Source organism: Arthrobacter sp. PGP41, from assembly GCF_002953935.1.
Taxonomy (GTDB): Bacteria; Actinomycetota; Actinomycetes; order Actinomycetales; family Micrococcaceae; genus Arthrobacter.
Map to the genome: position 1 here is coordinate 3285591 of NZ_CP026514.1, position 17697 is coordinate 3303287.

At 66.0% G+C, this 17697-nt stretch carries 17 protein-coding genes; 11 read left to right on the forward strand and 6 right to left on the reverse strand.

Features of this window, described 5'->3' with window-relative positions:
* Positions 1–2 precede the first annotated feature (2 nt).
* The 6 genes from C3B78_RS15060 (at position 3) to C3B78_RS15085 (ending at position 7850) form a co-directional block, all read left to right on the forward strand.
* Positions 3–2546, forward strand: coding sequence for a DUF4118 domain-containing protein (locus C3B78_RS15060; protein ID WP_104998771.1), 2544 nt, complete (start codon positions 3–5; stop codon positions 2544–2546).
* Positions 2531–3202 (forward strand): response regulator, encoded by a 672-nt coding sequence (locus tag C3B78_RS15065; RefSeq protein WP_104998772.1) that lies wholly within the window; start codon positions 2531–2533, stop codon positions 3200–3202. The genes C3B78_RS15060 and C3B78_RS15065 overlap by 16 nt, the downstream gene beginning before the upstream one ends.
* Before the next feature lie 198 nt (positions 3203–3400).
* Positions 3401–5383, forward strand: a complete 1983-nt coding sequence (locus C3B78_RS15070; RefSeq protein WP_104998773.1) for an APC family permease — start codon at positions 3401–3403, stop codon at positions 5381–5383.
* Positions 5384–5472: 89 nt separating this feature from the next.
* Entirely contained in the window at positions 5473–6852 is a 1380-nt protein-coding gene (locus C3B78_RS15075) for a TrkH family potassium uptake protein (RefSeq protein WP_104999822.1), read from the forward strand.
* 117 nt (positions 6853–6969) lie between these two features.
* On the forward strand, positions 6970–7377 hold the full coding sequence (locus tag C3B78_RS15080; RefSeq protein ID WP_104998774.1) for a response regulator transcription factor: 408 nt from the start codon (positions 6970–6972) through the stop codon (positions 7375–7377).
* Between the two features lie 125 nt (positions 7378–7502).
* On the forward strand, positions 7503–7850 hold the full coding sequence (locus C3B78_RS15085; RefSeq protein WP_104998775.1) for a hypothetical protein: 348 nt from the start codon (positions 7503–7505) through the stop codon (positions 7848–7850).
* 127 nt (positions 7851–7977) lie between these two features.
* On the opposite strand, the gene C3B78_RS15090 is transcribed toward C3B78_RS15085, so the two are convergent.
* The 4 genes from C3B78_RS15090 to C3B78_RS15105 all read right to left on the reverse strand — a co-directional run bounded on the left by C3B78_RS15090 (position 7978) and on the right by C3B78_RS15105 (position 11376).
* A complete protein-coding gene (locus C3B78_RS15090) occupies positions 7978–9753 on the reverse strand; it encodes an EAL domain-containing protein (RefSeq protein ID WP_104998776.1) in 1776 nt (591 codons plus the stop codon).
* Positions 9750–10586, reverse strand: a complete 837-nt coding sequence (locus C3B78_RS15095; protein WP_104998777.1) for an alpha/beta fold hydrolase — start codon at positions 10584–10586, stop codon at positions 9750–9752. The genes C3B78_RS15090 and C3B78_RS15095 overlap by 4 nt, the downstream gene beginning before the upstream one ends.
* A gap of 104 nt (positions 10587–10690) precedes the next feature.
* Positions 10691–10897, reverse strand: coding sequence for a helix-turn-helix domain-containing protein (locus C3B78_RS15100; protein WP_104998778.1), 207 nt, complete (start codon positions 10895–10897; stop codon positions 10691–10693).
* Positions 10897–11376: a DUF2975 domain-containing protein gene (locus C3B78_RS15105; protein WP_104998779.1), complete on the reverse strand. Its 480-nt coding sequence runs from the start codon at positions 11374–11376 to the stop codon at positions 10897–10899. The genes C3B78_RS15100 and C3B78_RS15105 overlap by 1 nt, the downstream gene beginning before the upstream one ends.
* A gap of 274 nt (positions 11377–11650) precedes the next feature.
* Here C3B78_RS15105 and C3B78_RS15110 point away from each other — a divergent pair, with 274 nt between their 5' ends.
* From C3B78_RS15110 to C3B78_RS15120, 4 genes are all read left to right on the forward strand, one after another.
* Positions 11651–12406, forward strand: a complete 756-nt coding sequence (locus tag C3B78_RS15110) for an SDR family oxidoreductase (protein ID WP_104998780.1) — start codon at positions 11651–11653, stop codon at positions 12404–12406.
* A gap of 225 nt (positions 12407–12631) precedes the next feature.
* On the forward strand, positions 12632–13378 hold the full coding sequence (locus tag C3B78_RS15115; protein WP_234005408.1) for a GAF and ANTAR domain-containing protein: 747 nt from the start codon (positions 12632–12634) through the stop codon (positions 13376–13378).
* Positions 13379–13670: 292 nt separating this feature from the next.
* The gene (locus tag C3B78_RS19720; protein ID WP_158677254.1) at positions 13671–13871 is read left to right on the forward strand and encodes a hypothetical protein; all 201 of its coding nucleotides are present in this window, start codon (positions 13671–13673) and stop codon (positions 13869–13871) included.
* 184 nt (positions 13872–14055) lie between these two features.
* Positions 14056–14829 (forward strand): GAF domain-containing protein, encoded by a 774-nt coding sequence (locus C3B78_RS15120; RefSeq protein WP_104998781.1) that lies wholly within the window; start codon positions 14056–14058, stop codon positions 14827–14829.
* Here C3B78_RS15120 and C3B78_RS15125 read toward each other — a convergent pair.
* Entirely contained in the window at positions 14826–16037 is a 1212-nt protein-coding gene (locus C3B78_RS15125; RefSeq protein ID WP_104998782.1) for an acyltransferase family protein, read from the reverse strand. The genes C3B78_RS15120 and C3B78_RS15125 overlap by 4 nt on opposite strands.
* Before the next feature lie 307 nt (positions 16038–16344).
* Positions 16345–16779, reverse strand: coding sequence for a hypothetical protein (locus C3B78_RS15130; RefSeq protein WP_234005409.1), 435 nt, complete (start codon positions 16777–16779; stop codon positions 16345–16347).
* A gap of 152 nt (positions 16780–16931) precedes the next feature.
* On the opposite strand from C3B78_RS15130, the gene C3B78_RS15135 reads away from it, so the two are divergent.
* Entirely contained in the window at positions 16932–17615 is a 684-nt protein-coding gene (locus C3B78_RS15135; RefSeq protein WP_104998783.1) for an ArsR/SmtB family transcription factor, read from the forward strand.
* The last annotated feature ends 82 nt before the right edge of the window (positions 17616–17697 follow it).

Here is a 17697-nt window from a genome sequence, read left to right on the forward strand (position 1 = left end):
CCATGGCACGAGGTAATCTGCGCATCTTTCTTGGGGCTGCGCCCGGGGCAGGCAAGACGTTTGCGTTGCTGGAAGAAGGCCGCAGGCTGGCCGGAGAGGGCTTCGACGTCGTCGTTGGTGTTGTCGCTGCCAAAGACCGTGCCGACAATGAAGAGATGCTGGCGGGCCTGGAACTGTGCCCGAAACCGGGGAGCCAGGGCCTGGAAGGCGGGCTGGACGTCCAGGCCATTAAGGACCGGGCCCCGGACATCGTCCTGGTCGACGACTACGCCGCTGCATCGGGCGGCGTGCGCCGGTGGGAGCAGGTGGACGCCCTGCTCGAAGCCGGGATCAATGTCATCTCCACCTTGGACATCAGGAACCTGGAATCGCTGTCCGACGCGGTCCGGGAGGTCACGGGAGAGCAGGAGTCACCTACTGTCCCGGACACCGTGGTGCGGGGCGCCGGCCAGATCGAACTCGTGGACGCCTCGCCTGAGCTGCTGCGGCAGCGGCTTGCGGACGGAAAGATCTACGGCACCCGCGAAGAGGCCGACGCCGCGCTTGCCGGCGTTTTCCGCATCGGCACGCTCGCCGCCCTGCGGGAGCTCGCACTGTTGTGGCTGGCTGAGCGCGTGGACGCAGACCTGTCCGGCTACAAGGAATTGAAGAGGGTCAGGGAGAGCTGGCCGGCCCGGGAAAAGATCGCCGTCGGGGTGGGCGGAAAGAGCCGCGACCAGGCCCTGGTGCGCAGGGCTGCAAGGATGCTCGCCGCGGCTGCCGGCGGAGAGCTCCACGTGGTCCACGTCCGCACCGGCACGGAGGCATCCGCGGAGTCCGGCAAGGACCTGGCGATGCTGCGCAGGCTCACTGCGGAATTCGGCGGCGTCTTCCACGCCATCGGCGGACGGGACGTCGGGCAGGCCCTGGTGGACTTTGCCAGGAGCATCAACGCCACCCAGGTCATGGTGGGGTCCCCCTCCCGCCGCTCCCCCCTACGTGGCCGGACCGGGGTGGCAGCCGGCGTGCTGCGGGACGCAGGCACCATGGATGTCCACCTCATCAACCACCTTCCCGGCCCCTCCGGCGGCCAGAGGCGGACGCCTCCCCGGCTGGGGCGGCGCCGGGAGATCCCCGCGTTTGCCCTGGCGGTGGGGCTTCCCCCTGTCCTGCAGTTCGTCCTGGACCTCCTCCCCCACAACCAGCTGTCAACGGACATGCTGGTCCACCTGACCGGCATTGTGGGTGTGGCCCTGCTCGGGGGGCTTTGGCCGGCCGTGGCGGCGGCCGTCGTCGCGGGGCTGATCGTTAACTACTTCAGTGTCCGGCCTGTCGGGTCCCTGTCAGTCATCGATCCGGAAAACGTCCTGGCGCTGCTGATCTTTGTCCTGGTGGCGGTGGCCGTCTCGCTGGTGGTGGACCGGTCGGCCAAGCTCAGCAAGGAAGCACACATAGCCGGCGCGGAAGCCGCCGTGCTGGGTGAACTGAGCCGCAGGGCGGTCGCCGAAGGCAACAGCATCCCCGCCTTCCTTGACCAGGTCAGGGAGCATTTCCAAGTGCAAGGGACCGGGCTGTGGGCCAGGCGCGGGACCGGCAGGTCCGCGGCGTGGGAGCTCCAGGAATTCTCCGGCGAACCCCGCCCCGCTGAAGTTTCGGAGGCGGACACGGTGGAGCAACTGAACGGGGACAGGATGCTCACCCTGACGGGAAGGGAACTCTCGCAGGACGAAAGGCGGCTGCTGGCTGCCTTCGGCGCGCACCTGCTGGCCATGGTGCAGCGCGAGGAACTCTCTGCCAGCCAGCGCGAAAACCTGCGCCTGGCCGAAGGCAACACCATGCGGACCTCCATCCTGCGGGCGGTGTCCCACGACCTGCGCACCCCCCTGGCCGGCATCAAGCTGGCCTCCAGCAGCCTGCGGGACAAAACCATCACCTTCGGACCCGAGGAACAGGAAGAACTCCTGGCCACCATTGAACACGGCGCGGACAGGCTGGACCGGCTGGTCAGCAACCTCCTGGACATGTCCAGGATCACGGCCGATTCCGTGGCGCCGCTCATCCGCCCCGTCTACTGGGTGGATGTGGTGGGCGAGGCATTGCGGGGAACGGACTCGGAGCGGCTCAGGGTGCTGCTGCCGGACAACATGCCCCCGGTAGATGCAGACCCGGGGATGCTGGAGCGCGTCATCGCCAACCTGGTGGAGAACGCGCTCAAGTACGCCCCGGATTCTGACGTGGTGATTGCCGGGGCGGTCGGAGGTGCGGGGAGTGCGAGAATTGGGGATGTTCCTGCCAGCGAGCTCACCGTGGTTGATCACGGCTCAGGCATCCCTGCCGACGAGGTCCTGGCGATGTTCCGCCCCTTCCAGCGCGCGGATGACACCACGCCCGGGACGGGGATCGGCCTTGGCCTGGCTGTCGCGAAGGGATTCACCGAGGCCATGGGCGGGGTCCTATTGGCTGAACCCACTCCGGGCGGGGGCCTGACCATGGTGGTCCGGCTGCCGCTCTCCACCGGCGCCGCGCCGGAATCCGGCACAAGGGGGGCATCATGGCAGCAGTCCTGATCGTTGATGACGAGGTCCAGATCCTTCGTGCGCTCCAGATCAACCTGAACGCCAGGGGCTACTCCACCGTGACCGCGTTTACCGGCCAGAGCGCGCTGGAGCAGGCCGCGCAGCACCCGGTGGACATCATCATCCTGGACCTGGGGCTTCCCGACCTGGACGGCGTCGAAGTCATCCGCCGCCTCCGGCGCTGGAACGACGTACCCATCCTTGTCCTCTCTGCACGGCACGGATCCGAGGACAAGATCCAGGCCCTGGACGCCGGCGCGGACGACTACGTGACCAAGCCGTTCGGCATGGATGAACTCCTTGCCCGGCTCCGCGCCGCCCTGCGCCGGGGGGCACCGGGGGACTCCCCTGTTGTGAAGACGAATGACTTCACCGTTAATCTGCCGGCCAAACAGGTAACCCGCCGCGGAGTGCCCGTGCGGCTGACGCCCACCGAGTGGAACATCCTGGAAATGCTGGTCAGGAACAGCGGCGCCCTGGTCACGCACGAGGAAATCCTCACGCAGGTGTGGGGCCCCGGTTACGCGGGCGAGACGGCCTACCTGCGGGTATACCTCGCACAGTTGCGGCGGAAGCTCGAACTGGATCCGGCCAATCCCCGGCACCTGCTCACGGAAACCGGGCTGGGGTACCGCTTCCAGGAGTGACCGTCCAGCACCGGCGAGCCCCTGTTCCGCTGCACCCTGCACTGCTGTAGCAGAGGCGTTAAGAAAGCATTAAGATCCCCGGAAACGCCCGTTGGACAAGACCTGCCCGGTGTTACGCTCCGGTGGTTATCAGCACAGTGCCGCGCCTGGAAACGGGGACCGCGTGCCCTCATCCGGCAGTAAAGAAAGACACGTCCCTTGACGGCTTCCGCCCAGTTCTCCATCCCCGCCACCGTTCCCAACCCCGAACGCGAGACAGTGCCCGGCAACGCGTTCACCCGCTGGCTGCTTGAGCACCGGGTGCACCAGCCTGTCGGCCCGGAAGCAGCAGAAGCCCATGCCCCGCAGCATCGCTGGTGGAAGGTCATGTGCCTCACCGGGGTGGACTACTTCTCAACCCTGTCCTACCTTCCCGGCATTGCCGCCCTGGCCGCCGGTGCACTGTCTCCGCTCGCCACCCTGCTGATCGTGGCCCTGACCCTGCTCGGAATGCTGCCCATGTACAGGCGGGTGGCCAAGGAAAGCCCCCACGGGCAGGGGTCCGTGGCCATGCTCGAACGGCTCCTGCCGTTCTGGCGGGGAAAGGTCTTCGTGCTGATCCTGCTCGGCTTCGTGGCCACGTCCTGGATCGTCACCATCACCCTGTCAGCCGCCGACGCCACCGTGCACCTGCTCGAAAACCCGTTCCTGCCCCACTTCCTGGAAGGCCAGGCCGTCGCGATCACCGTGGTCCTGCTGCTGATCCTGGGCGGGGTGTTCCTCATGGGTTTCTCCGAAGCCGTGGCCGTGGCAATCCCGCTGGTGGCGGTGTTCCTGCTGATGAATGCCGTGATCATCGGGGCAGGAGTCGTCGAGATCTTCACTACTCCGGGCGCTTTGAGCGGCTGGACCGGCGCCCTCACCTCCTCCGGCGGAGGTTTGGGCGGGGTCATCGGCCCGGCCCTCATGGCATTCCCCCTGCTGGTCCTGGGGCTGTCAGGCTTCGAGACCGGCGTCAGCATGATGCCCCTGGTGGCGTCCAAAGGCGCAACTCCGGAAGAGAAGCTCGCCGGCCGGATCAAGAACACCCGCAAGCTCCTGACCGCAGCGGCGGTAATCATGAGCGTCTACCTGATCGGCAGCAGCTTCGTCACCACGGTGCTGATCCCTGCCGAACAGTTCCAGGCCGGGGGCGAAGCGAACGGCCGTGCGCTGGCGTACCTTGCCCACGAAAAGCTCGGCAACGGTTTCGGTTCCGTCTATGACATCAGCAGCATCCTCATCCTCTGGTTCGCCGGCGCCTCCGCGATGGCCGGGCTGATCAACATCGTGCCGCGCTACCTGCCCTCCTACGGCATGGCCCCGGACTGGTCCCGCGCCGTCCGCCCGGTGGTGCTGGTCTACACGGCCATCAGCATCCTGATCACCATCGGTTTCAAAGCGGACGTCAACGCCCAGGCCGGCGCCTACGCCACCGGAATCCTGGCCATGATGGTCTCCGGCGCCATCGCCGTCACCATCTCCGCCATCCGCCGGAAGCAGCGCGCGGCATCCATCGGTTTCACTGTGCTCACGCTGGTGATGCTCTATGCGCTGGCCGCCAACGTGATCGAGAAACCGGACGGCATCACCATCTCCGCGTTCTTCATCCTCGGCATCATTGCCATCTCCCTCGTCTCCCGCGTCAGCCGCACCACGGAGCTGCGCGTGGACAAAATAGAGTTCGACGACGGCGCGCGCCGCTTCATCAGCGACACGCTTGAGTACGACGGCAGGATCAACCTGATCGCCAACCGTCCGCAGGACCGGGACGGCGCCGAGTACAGGGACAAGGAAGCGGTGCAGCGGGAGAACAACCCCGTGCCCGGCACCGCTGATGTCATCTTCCTGGAAATCGACATCACCGACCCCTCCGAGTTCAGCGACACCCTGGAAGTCCGTGGCGTGGAAGTGGACGGCCACAGGATCCTGCGGGCCAACAGCCCCGCTGCCCCCAACGCCATCGCCGCGATCCTCCTTGCACTGCGCGACGGCACGGGTGTCAAACCGCACGCCTACTTCGAGTGGTCCGAAGGAAACCCCCTGGCCCACCTGATGCGCTACCTTCTCCTGGGCCGCGGGGACACCGCCCCGGTGGTCCGGGAAATCATCCGCGAAAACGAACCCGACCCGGACCGCCGCCCGGGCATCCACGTAGGATGAGCCTGCGCAGGAGCGGCCCGCCGCCGTCGAATTCCCCGAACGCCGGGAACCCCGGCACGGAACCGGCCAACGTCGCCGCAATCCAGAAGATGCTCCGGGACGCCAGGAGCGGGAAGGAAAGCAGAAAGGACAACTTTGTCCGCCGCCTGCTGACCCACCCCGTCAGGGCCGTCCCGGTGGCCTTCCTGCTGGTCATCTTCACCGGCGGGGCCCTGCTGATGATCCCGGCAGCCCGGCAGGACGGGGGCTCCGCGGAGTTCATCGACGCCCTGTTCACCTCCGTCTCCGCCGTCTGCGTCACGGGCCTTATCACCGTAGACACCGCCACCTACTGGACACCGTTAGGGCAGGGCATCATCCTGGGCCTCATCCAGGTAGGCGGGTTCGGCATCATGACCCTGGCAACGCTCCTGGCACTGCTGGTCCGCAAGAGCATCGGCCTGCGCGGCCAGCTCGTGGCCCAGTCCGAGACCCACACCCTGAACCTGGGGGACGTCCGGGCGGTGCTGCTCCGGGTGGCAAAAATCATGCTCACCTTCGAGGCCGCAACAGCCTTAATCCTGACCGCCCGGTTCTGGATCGCTTACGACCAGAACCCTGCCACCGCCCTGTGGCATGGGCTGTTCCATGCCATCTCAGCGTTCAACAACGCGGGCTTTTCCCTCTTCAGCGACAACCTGATCGGCTTCGCCGAAGACCCGTGGATCATCGTTCCGGTCTGCCTGGCCGTTATTGCCGGCGGGCTCGGCTTCCCGGTCATCATCCAGCTCACCCGCGCCGAGGTGGCGCCGAAGAACTGGTCTGTCCACCTGCGCCTGACCATCTACGGAACGCTGCTGCTCCTGGTGGCCGGTTTCGCACTGTTCGCGGCCTTCGAGTGGAACAGGAACGAAACCCTGGGCCCGCTTTCCCTGACGGGCAAGATCCTGGGCTCCTTCGCAGGCAGCGTCTTTCCCCGCACCGCCGGCTTCAACAGCATCGACTACGGTGCCGCTGCCCCGGAAACGCTGATGGTCACCAACATCCTGATGTTCATCGGCGGCGGAAGCGCCGGTACCGCCGGCGGTATCAAGATCACGACGTTCCTGGTGCTGGGCTTCGCCATCTGGAATGAAGTCCGCGGCCGCGACCAGGTGACCATCGCCCACCGCTCCATCAGCTCGTCCTCCCAGCGGCAGGCCCTGTCCGTCGCACTGCTGGGGATCGCCGCCGTCGTCATTGGAACCATGCTCCTGCTGATGTTCACGGACTACAGCCTGGAAAAGGTCCTATTCGAATCCATCTCCGCGTTCGCCACCGTGGGCATGAGCACCGGCATCACGTACGACCTTCCCCCGGCAGCGAAATGGGTGCTCATGGCGCTGATGTTCACCGGGCGCATCGGAACGGTGGCCGTGGCTTCCGCCCTGGCCCTGGCGGCCCGCCCGCGCCTGTTCCGGCTGCCGGAGGAACGGCCCATCATCGGCTGACCCCGCCAGCGCCGGTACGAGGATCCGGGTGGGAGCCGGAAAGAAATATGTCTCCTGTTTGCCCATGACCGGCATGCCAGCCTTAGACTTTTGGCAATTGCGAGAGCTGGGGGCCATGTGGAAGAACAGAGCGTTTGCCTGGTCATAGAAGATGACCCGGACATCCGTGGATTGATCACCGCCGTGCTGGGCCGTGCAGGATTCAAGGTGCTGGCCGCCGAGTCCGGAGCCGAGGGAATTGCCGCGTGCACCGCCGCCGGCCCATCCCTGTCCCTGATTACCCTTGACGTCGGCCTGCCGGACATGGACGGTCATGAAGTTGCCCGGGCCCTGCGGGAAGTGAGCCAGGCGCCGCTGCTGTTCCTCACCGCCAGGTCAGAAGAAGAGGACGTCCTTTCCGGGATGGCATCAGGAGCCGCTGCCTACATCACCAAGCCTTTCCTTCCACGGGCTTTGAAGGAAGCGGCCCTCGGCCTGGCGGGGCGCCAGGACCATACAAAGCTTCCGGCAACGGGGAAACCCTAACCGTTGTAATAATGGCCCTGGTGTTGCGTCCATCACATTCAGCCCCTACTCTGATTGAGGCTTAAGAAACAGGCCATAGCAAGAAGCTGCAGCGTCGCAGCCAATGCCGGGGAAGGCTTTACAACTTGAATTCCAAGCTGAACATTGTTGTCCGTGTAGATCTCGACCACGCCAGGGCCTTGGTGATTGCCAAGGGGCACGTCACCATCCACAGCGTCAACGCCCTTTATGTAGTAGTTAAACGCGCCAATTCCTTGCGGAATGGCCTCGACCTGAAGCTGGACATTTCCCACGCCCGGGTGGACCCGGAAGCGCTGGAAATGCTCCATGCGTCCTCCGCAACACACCACCTGCCGGCCAAGATCGATCCGGAGCAGGCACCCTGTACCATCAGCGTCCTGGCACCGCGCGCAGACGCCGGGGCCGGCCGCCGCGCCGCTTATTCGATTTCGCCGGCCCTCATCGCCGCCTAGGCACCTAAGGCAACGCACCCGAAGCGCCCAATCGTCGGGCCAGGGAGCCAGCCGCAACCTTATCCTTCGTGTTCCACGCCTGTGAGTGCAGCTGTATCCGAATAGACGGGTAGCTGCACTCCCGGCTTCACTGAAAGTCCTTGCCACCCCCAGGGTGTGCATCCAGCCATTCCTTGAGGCGCGGCGCCGGAAGTGGGCGGCTGAAATGGAAGCCCTGGGCAAGATCGCAGCCCATCTCCTTGAGGGTTCGCAACTGGCCGGACGTTTCCACTCCTTCGGCAACGGCCCGCAGGCCCACCGCATGCGCCAGCTCTATGCAGCTGCCCACGATCGCGGCGTCTCCGTGGTCCGAGTCCAGTCCGCCTATGAAGGAGCGGTCGATCTTCAATTCGTCTATCGGGAATTTCTTCAGGTAGGTCAGGCTGGAGTAGCCGGTGCCGAAGTCGTCCACGGCAAGGCCCACGCCCAGCTTCTTGAGGGCAGTCAGCGACTCGAGGGCGGCGCCGGGATCCGCCATCAGGGCTGTTTCCGTGATTTCCAGGAGCAGTACGGCAGGGTCGATCCGGGCAAGCCGGAGGGCATCTTCCACCATCGTCACCAACCCGGGGTCATTCAGCTGCCGGGCTGACAGGTTGACCGCAACGTCGAGCTCCGCGGCACGGCGCCCCTCGCGGCGCCAGCTGGCTGCCTGCCTGAGGGTTTCATCCAGGACCCACGCGCCCAGGGGCCGCACCAGGCCTGATTCCTCGGCCATGGTGATGAATTCCGACGGCGGCAGCAGCCCGCGCGTCGGGTGCTGCCACCTGACCAGCGCCTCCACTCCGCTGGCATGGCCGGTACGCAGGTCCACGCGAGGCTGGTAGTGGACGCGCAGGTCACCGTCACTGATCCCCCGGCGCAGCTCTCCGAGGGCGCGGAGCCGGTCCACGGTGGGGTCTGATTCCGCGTGCTGGTGAATCTCCCAGCGGTTGCGGCCGAGCGCCTTTGCTCGGAACATGGCGATATCGGCACGGCGGACAAGGTCGTCAAGGTTTTCCGGCTCATTCCCGGATACCGCCACTCCAATGCTGGCGGAGGTAACGATCTCCAGGCCCTCGAGCAGGATCGGGGCGCTGAGGACGTCCAGGATCCTGGCCGCGAGTGCTGTTGCTTCCTCGGCGGACCCGAACACGTCCAGCACCAGGAACTCGTCCCCGGAAAGCCGCGCCACGGTGCGCGATTCGCCAGCGGCCGGCGCCAGGCGCTGTGCCACGGACTTCAGGAGCTCGTCCCCTGCCGCGTGGCCAAGGCTGTCATTCACGGCCTTGAAATGGTCAAGGTCAATAAAAAGGGCAGCCAAGGTGCCGCCGGCTGGCGGGCGATCCGCCAGGACCGTCTTGAGCTTGGCTTTCAGCCCCGCCCGGTTGGGGAGCCCGGTCAGGGCATCGTGGAACGCGAGGTGCTGCAGTTCCGTTTCGGCCTGCGCCCGCCGGGCTTCGGATTCCTCGGCCTCCCGCAGGGCGGACACCAGTTCCTTTTCGTACATCCGGCGTTCGTGGGCGCTGAAGATGATGACGCGGACACTGGCGGCATGTTGCGGGGAGCCGGGAGACCTCGAGGCCGAGAGCAGCGCGGCGCGGCGCCGTCCGTCAGCGGCAATAATCTCTACGGCTATTTCCGAAATGGCTCCGGCAATGCCCAGCTGCGGAATACAGTGCGTGGAATATAGCATTTGGTCGCCGACGGGCATCAGGGACTGCAGCCGGGTTCCCAGGAGTTCCGTAGGGGCATAACCCGACCAGTGCGCAAAGGTTTCATTGACCGCGGTGATACTCCCGCCGTCGTCCGTTACCAGGTAGCCGCACGGCGCCTTGTGGAACAGTGACTCGAAGTCCGCCGGCCCGCCGGCCTGGGCGCCGGTCACGGGCCGGTGGCAAGGTACTGCCGTATGGCCCCCGCTGTTGCCTCCGGTGCGCTGACGTGCGGACAGTGTCCGGTGGCCTTGAGGTGCACCAGCGAACTGCGTTCCAGCTGACGGTTCAAGTAGGTTCCCACTTCGGGCGGCGCGAGCAGATCGTCGGAGCACTGCAGGATCAGGCTGCTGGTGCGTACTTTCCCGAGTTCATTCCGGGTGTCGGAGAGGAACGTAACCCTGGCGAAGTGCCGCGCGATGGAGGGGTTGGTCCGGCAGAAACTGCCGCGCAGATCCTCGGCCAGTCCGGGTTCGTCCGGGTTGCCCATTACCATCGGCGCGAGGGCCGCCGCCCACGCAAAGTAGTTGCTGTCCAGGGAGTCCAGCAGGCTTTGGATGTCCTCCCGCGAGAATCCGCCCACGTAGCCGTCGGAAGGGTCGTTCGTGTAGCGGGGCGACGGCGCCACCAGGATCAGGTGGGAGAAGCGGCCGGGCTCCTGGACCGCCGCAAGTACGGAAATCATTGCGCTGACACTGTGGCCGACGACGATGACGTCCCTCAGGTCAAGGGCCGCGCAGATTTCCAGTAAGTCAGCCGCATAGCCGTCCAGGGATCCGTATTTGGTGCGGTCGTAGGCAGAGGCGTCCGAGCGTCCGGCGCCCACATGGTCGAAGAGGACCAGCCGGTAGTCATCGGCGAAATACGGCAGGAGCCTGCGCCACATGTCCTGGTCGCAGCCGAAACCATGCGCAAACAGCATCACCGGCCCATCAGGGCGGCCGGACAGGGTGATGTTGTTCCGGCGGATAACCGGCGAAACCATTGCGGGTGCCGCTTCGACCATGTGCTCACCAACCGTAAGTAGCCTGACCTATTCCTGCCTCAGATACTATCGGCGGGACGTCCAGGAATCCTAGGATTCCACGCCACAGGCATCACGGCGCAGCTCTAGTCCTCCACGAACTCCAGCAGGTCGCCGGGCTGGCACTCAAGGACCCGGCACATCGCTTCCAGCGTGCTGAAGCGGACCGCCTTGGCACGGCCGTTTTTCAGGACCGCAACATTGGCGGGCGTGAGGCCCACGCGTTCGGCAAACTCCCCCACGCTCATCTTCCGTTTGGCCAGTTCGACGTCGATGCGCACCACGATGGGCATCAGATGACCGCTTCCATGTCCGCGCGGAGGTCAGCAGCCTGCCGGAGCAGGGCGCGGAGCACCACCACCACAAGGCCCAGGGCGGCGCCGGCCACCAGGACCAGCAGCAGCAGGAGCGGCAGTCCGGGATCGTCGGCATTGAGGACCACGACGGCGGCGAGCGCGGCGAGCATGGTCCAGCCGGCCGCGATTGCCCACACAATGGCAGTTACCCACACCAGGGCGCCGCGGCTGAAGATCCTGTCCTGCTTGACAAGGGTCAGCAGCTTCCACGTGCTGACGATCACCACCTGGACGCAGGCCACCTCCAGGATGAAGAACATGGTCAACGGCCACTGCAGGTGCGCCCGCTCCGGGTTCTCCTGCGCCATATGGGCGAACTGTCCGGGAATGGACATGACCTGGAACAGGACCAGGAGGAGGAAGGCGGCAACGAGCACCATCCGTAGGGCAGTAACGGCCAGGCGGGTGATTTGCATGTATCGAGTTTCGGCTACTACCTATCGAAAGTCAATTGAAATGGGCTTCAGGGGACCCCGGAGGGTGAATGCCGCGGATCAGGGAAGCAGTTGGGCCCTGCGGAACCGGAGCTCCCTCCGGGCGCCATTGGGCGGTGATCCTGTAGAAGGCAGGGAGTCCAGGCCGATGCCCTCGGCTGCTTGGAGGGCGTGGGCATTGGGTCGTCGCCACAGAGCAGGAAATAACCTTCCGGTGAGCAAACCATCCATCGAGGTAATTACGTAGGATTTCTCCATGAGGATCGCCGTTGCAGGGGGAACCGGTACCGTCGGGCGCCACGTGGTAGCCGTAGCGAAGGAACGCGGCCACCACGTCGTCAGCCTGAGCCGTGCGGAGGGCGTGGACCTGGTGAAGGGGCACGGCCTGGCCCAGGCCCTCGCCGGTATGGACACCGTGATCGACGTCTCCGGGATCCAGACCACCTCCACCAAGCAGGCCGTGGACTTCTACACCAATGCCACCCAGAACCTGCTCGCGGCGGAACAGGAAGCGGGCGTGCAGCACCACGTGGCACTCTCCATCGTGGGGATCGACGGCGTCACGTCCGGCCTGTATGCGGGAAAGCTGGTGCAGGAGGACGAGGTCCGCCACGGCGGCGTCCCGTGGACCCTGCTCCGCTCTACCCAGTTCCACGAGTTCGTCCCGCTGACGGTGAAGATCGGGACGGTGGGCCCGCTGGTGGCCGTTCCAAAAATGTTCACCCAGCCCGTAGCTGCCCGTGAGGTGGCCGAGGCCCTGGTGGACGCCGCGGAGGCGGGACCGCAGGGACGGATCAATGACCTCGGGGGGCCGCGGGCCGAGGAACTCGCAGACCTCGTGCGCTCCTATCTCGCGAAGACCGGCGAGCGCAAAAAGGTCCTGGAGGCAGTGCTGCCAGGCCGGATGGGCAAAGCCATGCGCAGCGGCGCGCTGATCCCGGCGCCGGGTGCCGCCGTCGGACGCCAAACATTCCAGCAGTGGCTGCAAGCCGGGAATTCGGACGCCGGATAGCACCTCCGACTCCGGGCCCGAGTCCGAGAAGGGCGCCTACAACTCCGCCTCCGCCCGGGGAAAGGGCTGGTCCGGTCCGTTCAGTGCGCCAAGCAAGTAGTCCAACTGCCGGGCAGGAAAAATAGAGTACCTGCTACTCGTGCCCTTTCCGTGCCGCTCCACTAAGTTCAGGGAAAGCCCGCGCTTCGGCAAGGCGCAGGCCGGAACGTGGACGGGGGCAAAAGCGTGGCAGCACATCCGGCGACTGACGGCAGGCGCCAGGACCGGCCCGGGTTCCTGCTGGACCTCATAACCGGGATGGACACAGAACTGGACTCCCTGCAGCGGCTGACCGAGGCCGCTGCGAAGGCGGTGGAGGGGCCGGCCGGGCCAGGGCTCGACTGCGCCGCGGTACTGGCGCGTGGCGGGTGCACCCCGGTCACTGCCGGGAGCAGCATGGCCGCATCCGAACTGGCGGCATCGGAGGACCGGTACGGGGACGGGCCCTTGATGCAGGCCCTGAGCACTGCCGCCGCGGTGGCGGTCGACGGCGACACGTCAGTGCGGTGGCGGACGTATCGCCGGCGGCTCGCGGATGCCGGGTATTGCGGTGCCGTGGCCGTCCCGTTGGGGCTGGCCGGCGGCACATCCTGCGCCCTGGTATTCCTGGGGCGCACCGGCACCGGGCTCCCGCAGGGCCTGTTGGCCGAGGCCAAATGGTTTGCCGGGGTGGCAACGCACAGCATGCGGCTGGCCCTTGAGGTGCGCAGCGTCCGGTCCGCCGGAGACAACCTCAAGTCTGTGCTGGAAAGCCGCACCTCCATCGACGTGGCGTGCGGGGTGATCATGGCGCAGAACCGCTGTACGTACCCCGAAGCCTTCATCAAGCTGGCCAGCGCGTCGCGGCAGCGGAACCTCAAGGTCCGCAATGTCGCCGAGAACATCCTCAAGGCGCTGCCCAGCGGCGCTCCGGCGGCCAGGTTCGAATCCTGAGGCAGGGCCCCCGGCCCGAAGGAGCAGCCGGGCTGGCCGGGCAAGGGGAAAGCCCCTCATGGGAGGGGCTTTCAACGTAGTGGTCAATTGTCTTCTGGTTACGGTCAGTGGTGATGCGCTACCCCCTCCCAGACGCCCCCCGGCGCCCATCTGGACTATGACAGACATGACTTTAATAACCTGCGCCGCGGAAGTAAACAACAAATTAAAAGTCCCCGCACTCCCGCTGCGGATTTCCACGCGTTTGGGGACTTTTACTTGTGCGAAACAGGCCCGACCGTATTATTCATGCATGTGGACTAAACAGCACCAGGCCCTTTGCATTACGTGCGGCAGGAACACCAACCACGTGACGCACTATAAGAAGGACGACGGCGGCGGCCCGCTGACTGCCGAGGTCCAGTGTGCTGAGCACCGCGAAGCTCCCCCGGCCGCCCGTAGCGGGCAGTACCAGGCTGCGTGGCTGGCGCAGACGGCCGAGCCCGCTGCCTGACCCCCCGCCGCCGCTGCAAGGCCCTGGCCTGGCGTGAAGGACGCTCCGCTGCGGCGGCACAATGTGGACATCATCCTCTGCTGGTTTAGGGGCATGCGAAATTAGTAAGTAGACTGATTAGCATGGCCTGTAAATCAGCACGGCGGCATGGGTTGGATGCGCCTGCCATGCCCGGGCGCACAGCATGAGCGACGATTCAGAGCGGCGGCTCAAGCTTGCGGCCATGGTTGTTGCCGGCTTGGACCCGGCGCACGTCTGGCCGACCTACTTTGGCGGGCGGCCCTTTTCCGATTTTGAGCTGCATGCCTACCTTCACGGCGCACTGTCTTTGCCCGAATTCGAACGGGGCTACAGTGCCGGCTCGGGGCCCGCAGCGGCGCAGCCGCCGGGCGAGGGACCCCGGCACGGGCGTGGACGTGCCGGCGAGGATGCGCTGGCCGGCCTGGGAGCTGCGGGCAGGTTCCTCCTGACGCCTGAAAGGGCGGAGGAGGAACGGCTCCAGTCCCTTCGGGAGACCGACCTGCTCCACGGAGGCACAGTGGAAATCTTTGACCAGGTTGTGGAAACCGCCAAGGACTATTTCGGCGTTGGCGCTGCGTCACTGTCCCTGATCGCCGAAAATACCCAGTTCCTCAAGTCCGTGGTGGGTCCCCTTCGCGAGGAGACGCCCCGGGAGGTCGCGCTGTGCACGCATACCGTGCGGCTGAACACGATGCTGATCATCAACGACACCCTCACCGATGACCGGTTCGCCACCAACCCGCTCGTCATCGGGGAACCCTTTATCCGGTTCTACGCCGGTTATCCCCTGCACGGGCCGCGCGGCTGGAACATCGGAACGCTGTGCGTCATCGACCAGCGCCCCCGGGCATTCAGCGCCTCGGACCAGCAAGTGCTCCGCACACTGGCCACCATCGTCCAGAACAACATCAACGCCCGCACTGACGCCGCAGGCTAGGATTCCCGGCCTGCTGACACCAGTTCGGGCCGGCGGTCCGGTGCCGGTGCGGAATTTCGCGCCGCTTCCGGAGATGAACGGACGACGGCGGGCTCCAGCCTTGTATTTGCCCAGCGGCGGACGGGCGCCTCCACCAGGCGGTGGGACGCATAGGCGAGCAGCACGGTTACCGCTGCGGCCAGCGGCACGCGGAACCACAGCGAGGGAACGAGCGGCATCAGCAGCAGGTAGACGGGCAGGTGCCAGAGGTAGAAGGCGTAGGAGAGGTCGCGGCCGGGACCGGCAAGCCACGGGTGGCTGAGGACACGGGCGGCGCAGCCCGCCGGCTGCAGGATGAGCGATCCGATCAGGACGGCCGCCAGCAGGGACAGCACGGCGGGCCCGGCGGTCCAAAAGGCACTGAACCAGGGGCCGGGGGTGTCCGGCTCCTTCAGCAGGAACACGGCGGCCAGGAGGACGAGCCCGGCGGCCGGTCCGGCCCAGCGCGCCGCCGCCAGGAGGCTTGCGTGGAACCGGGAGCCCGGTGTGATGGCTGTGAACACGAGGGCCAGGGCGCAGCCGATCAGCAGTTCGTCGGCCCGGGTGTCCGGCCCGTTGTAGAGGCGGTTCAGCGGCGCCCCGAGCAGGACCAGGACGAACCGTTCCAGCAGGAACGCCGCAGCCAGGCCTGCGGTGATCCAGGCGACCGTGCGGACCTTCCAGAACCGCAGGAGCACCAGCAGGAGCAGCGGCCACACCAGGTAGAACTGCTCCTCGACGGCCAGGGTCCAGGTGGGGCCAAGGGTTTCACCTGCCACGGAGTCGCCGAACATTCCGAAGCGGGCCAGGTTCATCACGTACGCGGCGGCCGGGAGGACGAACCCTTCCTGGCCGGCCCACTTTGACGCCGGGAAGGCCACGCCCACACTGAGGATCACTCCGCACAGCGCCAGCAGGGCCGGCCACAGCCGGGCCAGCCGCTTTGCGTAGAAGACGCCCAGCCGCAGCCGGCCCGTGGCCAGGTGCTCCTTCATGATGAGGAGGGTGATCACAAAGCCGCTGAGCGTGAAAAAGACGTCCACCCCGATGGAGCCGCCCGGCACCAGGGTGGTTGCCGCGTGGAAGAAAAACACCCCCGCCACGGCAACAGTCCTGAGCCCGTCGAGGGCGTGCTTGCGCCCGGCGATGAGGCTTGTTTCCGGTATCGCGTTACGTTCTGGGGCTGACAAATTTCCGCTGCTTGACCTAAAAACCACCAACCCAGCATATATAACGTTTCCGTAACTGCGCTGGGTGCTGGCTGGACGCAGCCTCGGTACGGCATGCCCGCGGGGACGATGGACGGTCCGGAAAAGGAATCCGTGGGCGCCCAGGACACCGCAGGCCAGGGTCAACCGGCTCAGGGCACGTCGGCTAAGGAAGCAACGTCCGGGATGATGCCGGCCGGAGGCATGCCGGCAACCCTCCGGCCAGGCACCCAGGGTGACGTACGACGGCGGCACGCGTCCGCCGTCGTACGTCACTTTCGAGCCGGCGTCAGTGGTGCTCAGCCGCGGAGCTTCGCATTCCGCTGTAGGCCGCCACGACCCCCACCAGGAAAATGAGCACGGCGAGGTAGATCAGGCCGAGGTGCCCCAGCGTGGCCAGGCCCCACGGGTAATGTGCGGGGAGGGCCACTGCGAGCCCAACGATCGGGACGGTGACCGCGGTGGCGAAGGCCCACCGTTCTCCACGGCGCACCCCGAACCAGGACAAGCCTGCGACAGCCAGGCCGGTTGCCGCAATGAAGCCGCTGACCGCGATGTGCAGGTGGCTGATGTAGTGATACAGCTGCGGGCTGAACGCCTCGATCTCCGCCTTCCCCTTGTCCACCTGCTCGGGCCCGATGCCCAGTTCGAGGAAGGCGTCCGTGAAGTTCATGATCAAAAAGATCACGGCGTACCCCACGAAGGCCAGCCCGGCCAAAGTCATGAGGCCCGCTCCTGTCCGGAGCCGGGACTCTTGCTGGTGTGGCGTCTGGATGGTGGACATGGCCACCACCCCCTTTCTTATTCAAGTAGGTACTTGAATAAGAAACCCGTCGAGGTAGGCTTGTCAAGAGATATCTTGAATAGGAGGCGCAGATGGGCGACCAGCAGGACAAGGATGCGCTCTACGACGTCCTTGTGGAAGCTGCCAAGGCAATAGGGAACGGCCGGAGGGCCCAGCTCATCGATGTCCTCGCCCAGGGCGAGCGGCCGGTTGAAGAGCTGGCAGCAGAGATCCACCAGAGCATGGCCAACACATCCCAGCACCTGCAGCGCCTGCTGCGGGCCGGCCTCGCCTCCTCACGGCGTTCGGGGACGCGAATCTACTACTCCCTCGCCAGCCCTGCAGTGGAACGGCTATGGCGGGCACTTCGGGAGACAGCCGAAACACACGCCGGGGAGCTGGGCGAGCTCGTCCGCGCCTACGTCGGCGACCGCGCCGACCTGAGCATGATCACGCGCGACGACCTGCTGCTGCGGCTGCGGCAGGGCGACGTCGTGGTGCTGGACGTGCGGCCACAGCCGGAGTACAACGCCGGACATATCCCCGGTGCAATCTCCCTGCCCCTCCCGGACGTCAGGTCCCGGCTGCGGGAGGTCCCGCAAGGGAGCGAAATCGTGGCCTACTGCCGCGGACCGTACTGCCTGTTTGCGGACGAGGCCGTGCGGCAGCTCACGGACGAAGGACGCACTGCCGTAAGGCTCGAGGAGGGCTTCCCTGAATGGAAGGCGGCGGGGCTCCCGATCGAGCGACGCCCGGTTGCCTGGCCCGGAATTTGAGGAAGTCTTGGGACGTTCTTGACGCTAACTGCCGCTTCCCTTGAGGATGGCAGCCCAGACTAATCAGTGAAAGGCAGCGGCG

Excerpts from the sequence above, each read along its gene's own strand:
- C3B78_RS19720 (WP_158677254.1), top strand. The coding sequence starts at position 13,671 with ATGTGGACTAAACAGCACCAGGCCCTTTGCATTACGTGCGGCAGGAAC.
- C3B78_RS15120 (WP_104998781.1), top strand. The coding sequence starts at position 14,056 with ATGAGCGACGATTCAGAGCGGCGGCTCAAGCTTGCGGCCATGGTTGTT.
- C3B78_RS15135 (WP_104998783.1), top strand. The coding sequence starts at position 16,932 with ATGGGCGACCAGCAGGACAAGGATGCGCTCTACGACGTCCTTGTGGAA.
- C3B78_RS15100 (WP_104998778.1), bottom strand. The coding sequence starts at position 10,897 with ATGCCCATCGTGGTGCGCATCGACGTCGAACTGGCCAAACGGAAGATG.
- C3B78_RS15060 (WP_104998771.1), top strand. The coding sequence starts at position 3 with ATGGCACGAGGTAATCTGCGCATCTTTCTTGGGGCTGCGCCCGGGGCA.
- C3B78_RS15065 (WP_104998772.1), top strand. The coding sequence starts at position 2,531 with ATGGCAGCAGTCCTGATCGTTGATGACGAGGTCCAGATCCTTCGTGCG.
- C3B78_RS15105 (WP_104998779.1), bottom strand. The coding sequence starts at position 11,376 with ATGCAAATCACCCGCCTGGCCGTTACTGCCCTACGGATGGTGCTCGTT.
- C3B78_RS15130 (WP_234005409.1), bottom strand. The coding sequence starts at position 16,779 with ATGACTTTGGCCGGGCTGGCCTTCGTGGGGTACGCCGTGATCTTTTTG.
- C3B78_RS15095 (WP_104998777.1), bottom strand. The coding sequence starts at position 10,586 with ATGGTCGAAGCGGCACCCGCAATGGTTTCGCCGGTTATCCGCCGGAAC.
- C3B78_RS15075 (WP_104999822.1), top strand. The coding sequence starts at position 5,473 with ATGCTCCGGGACGCCAGGAGCGGGAAGGAAAGCAGAAAGGACAACTTT.
- C3B78_RS15110 (WP_104998780.1), top strand. The coding sequence starts at position 11,651 with ATGAGGATCGCCGTTGCAGGGGGAACCGGTACCGTCGGGCGCCACGTG.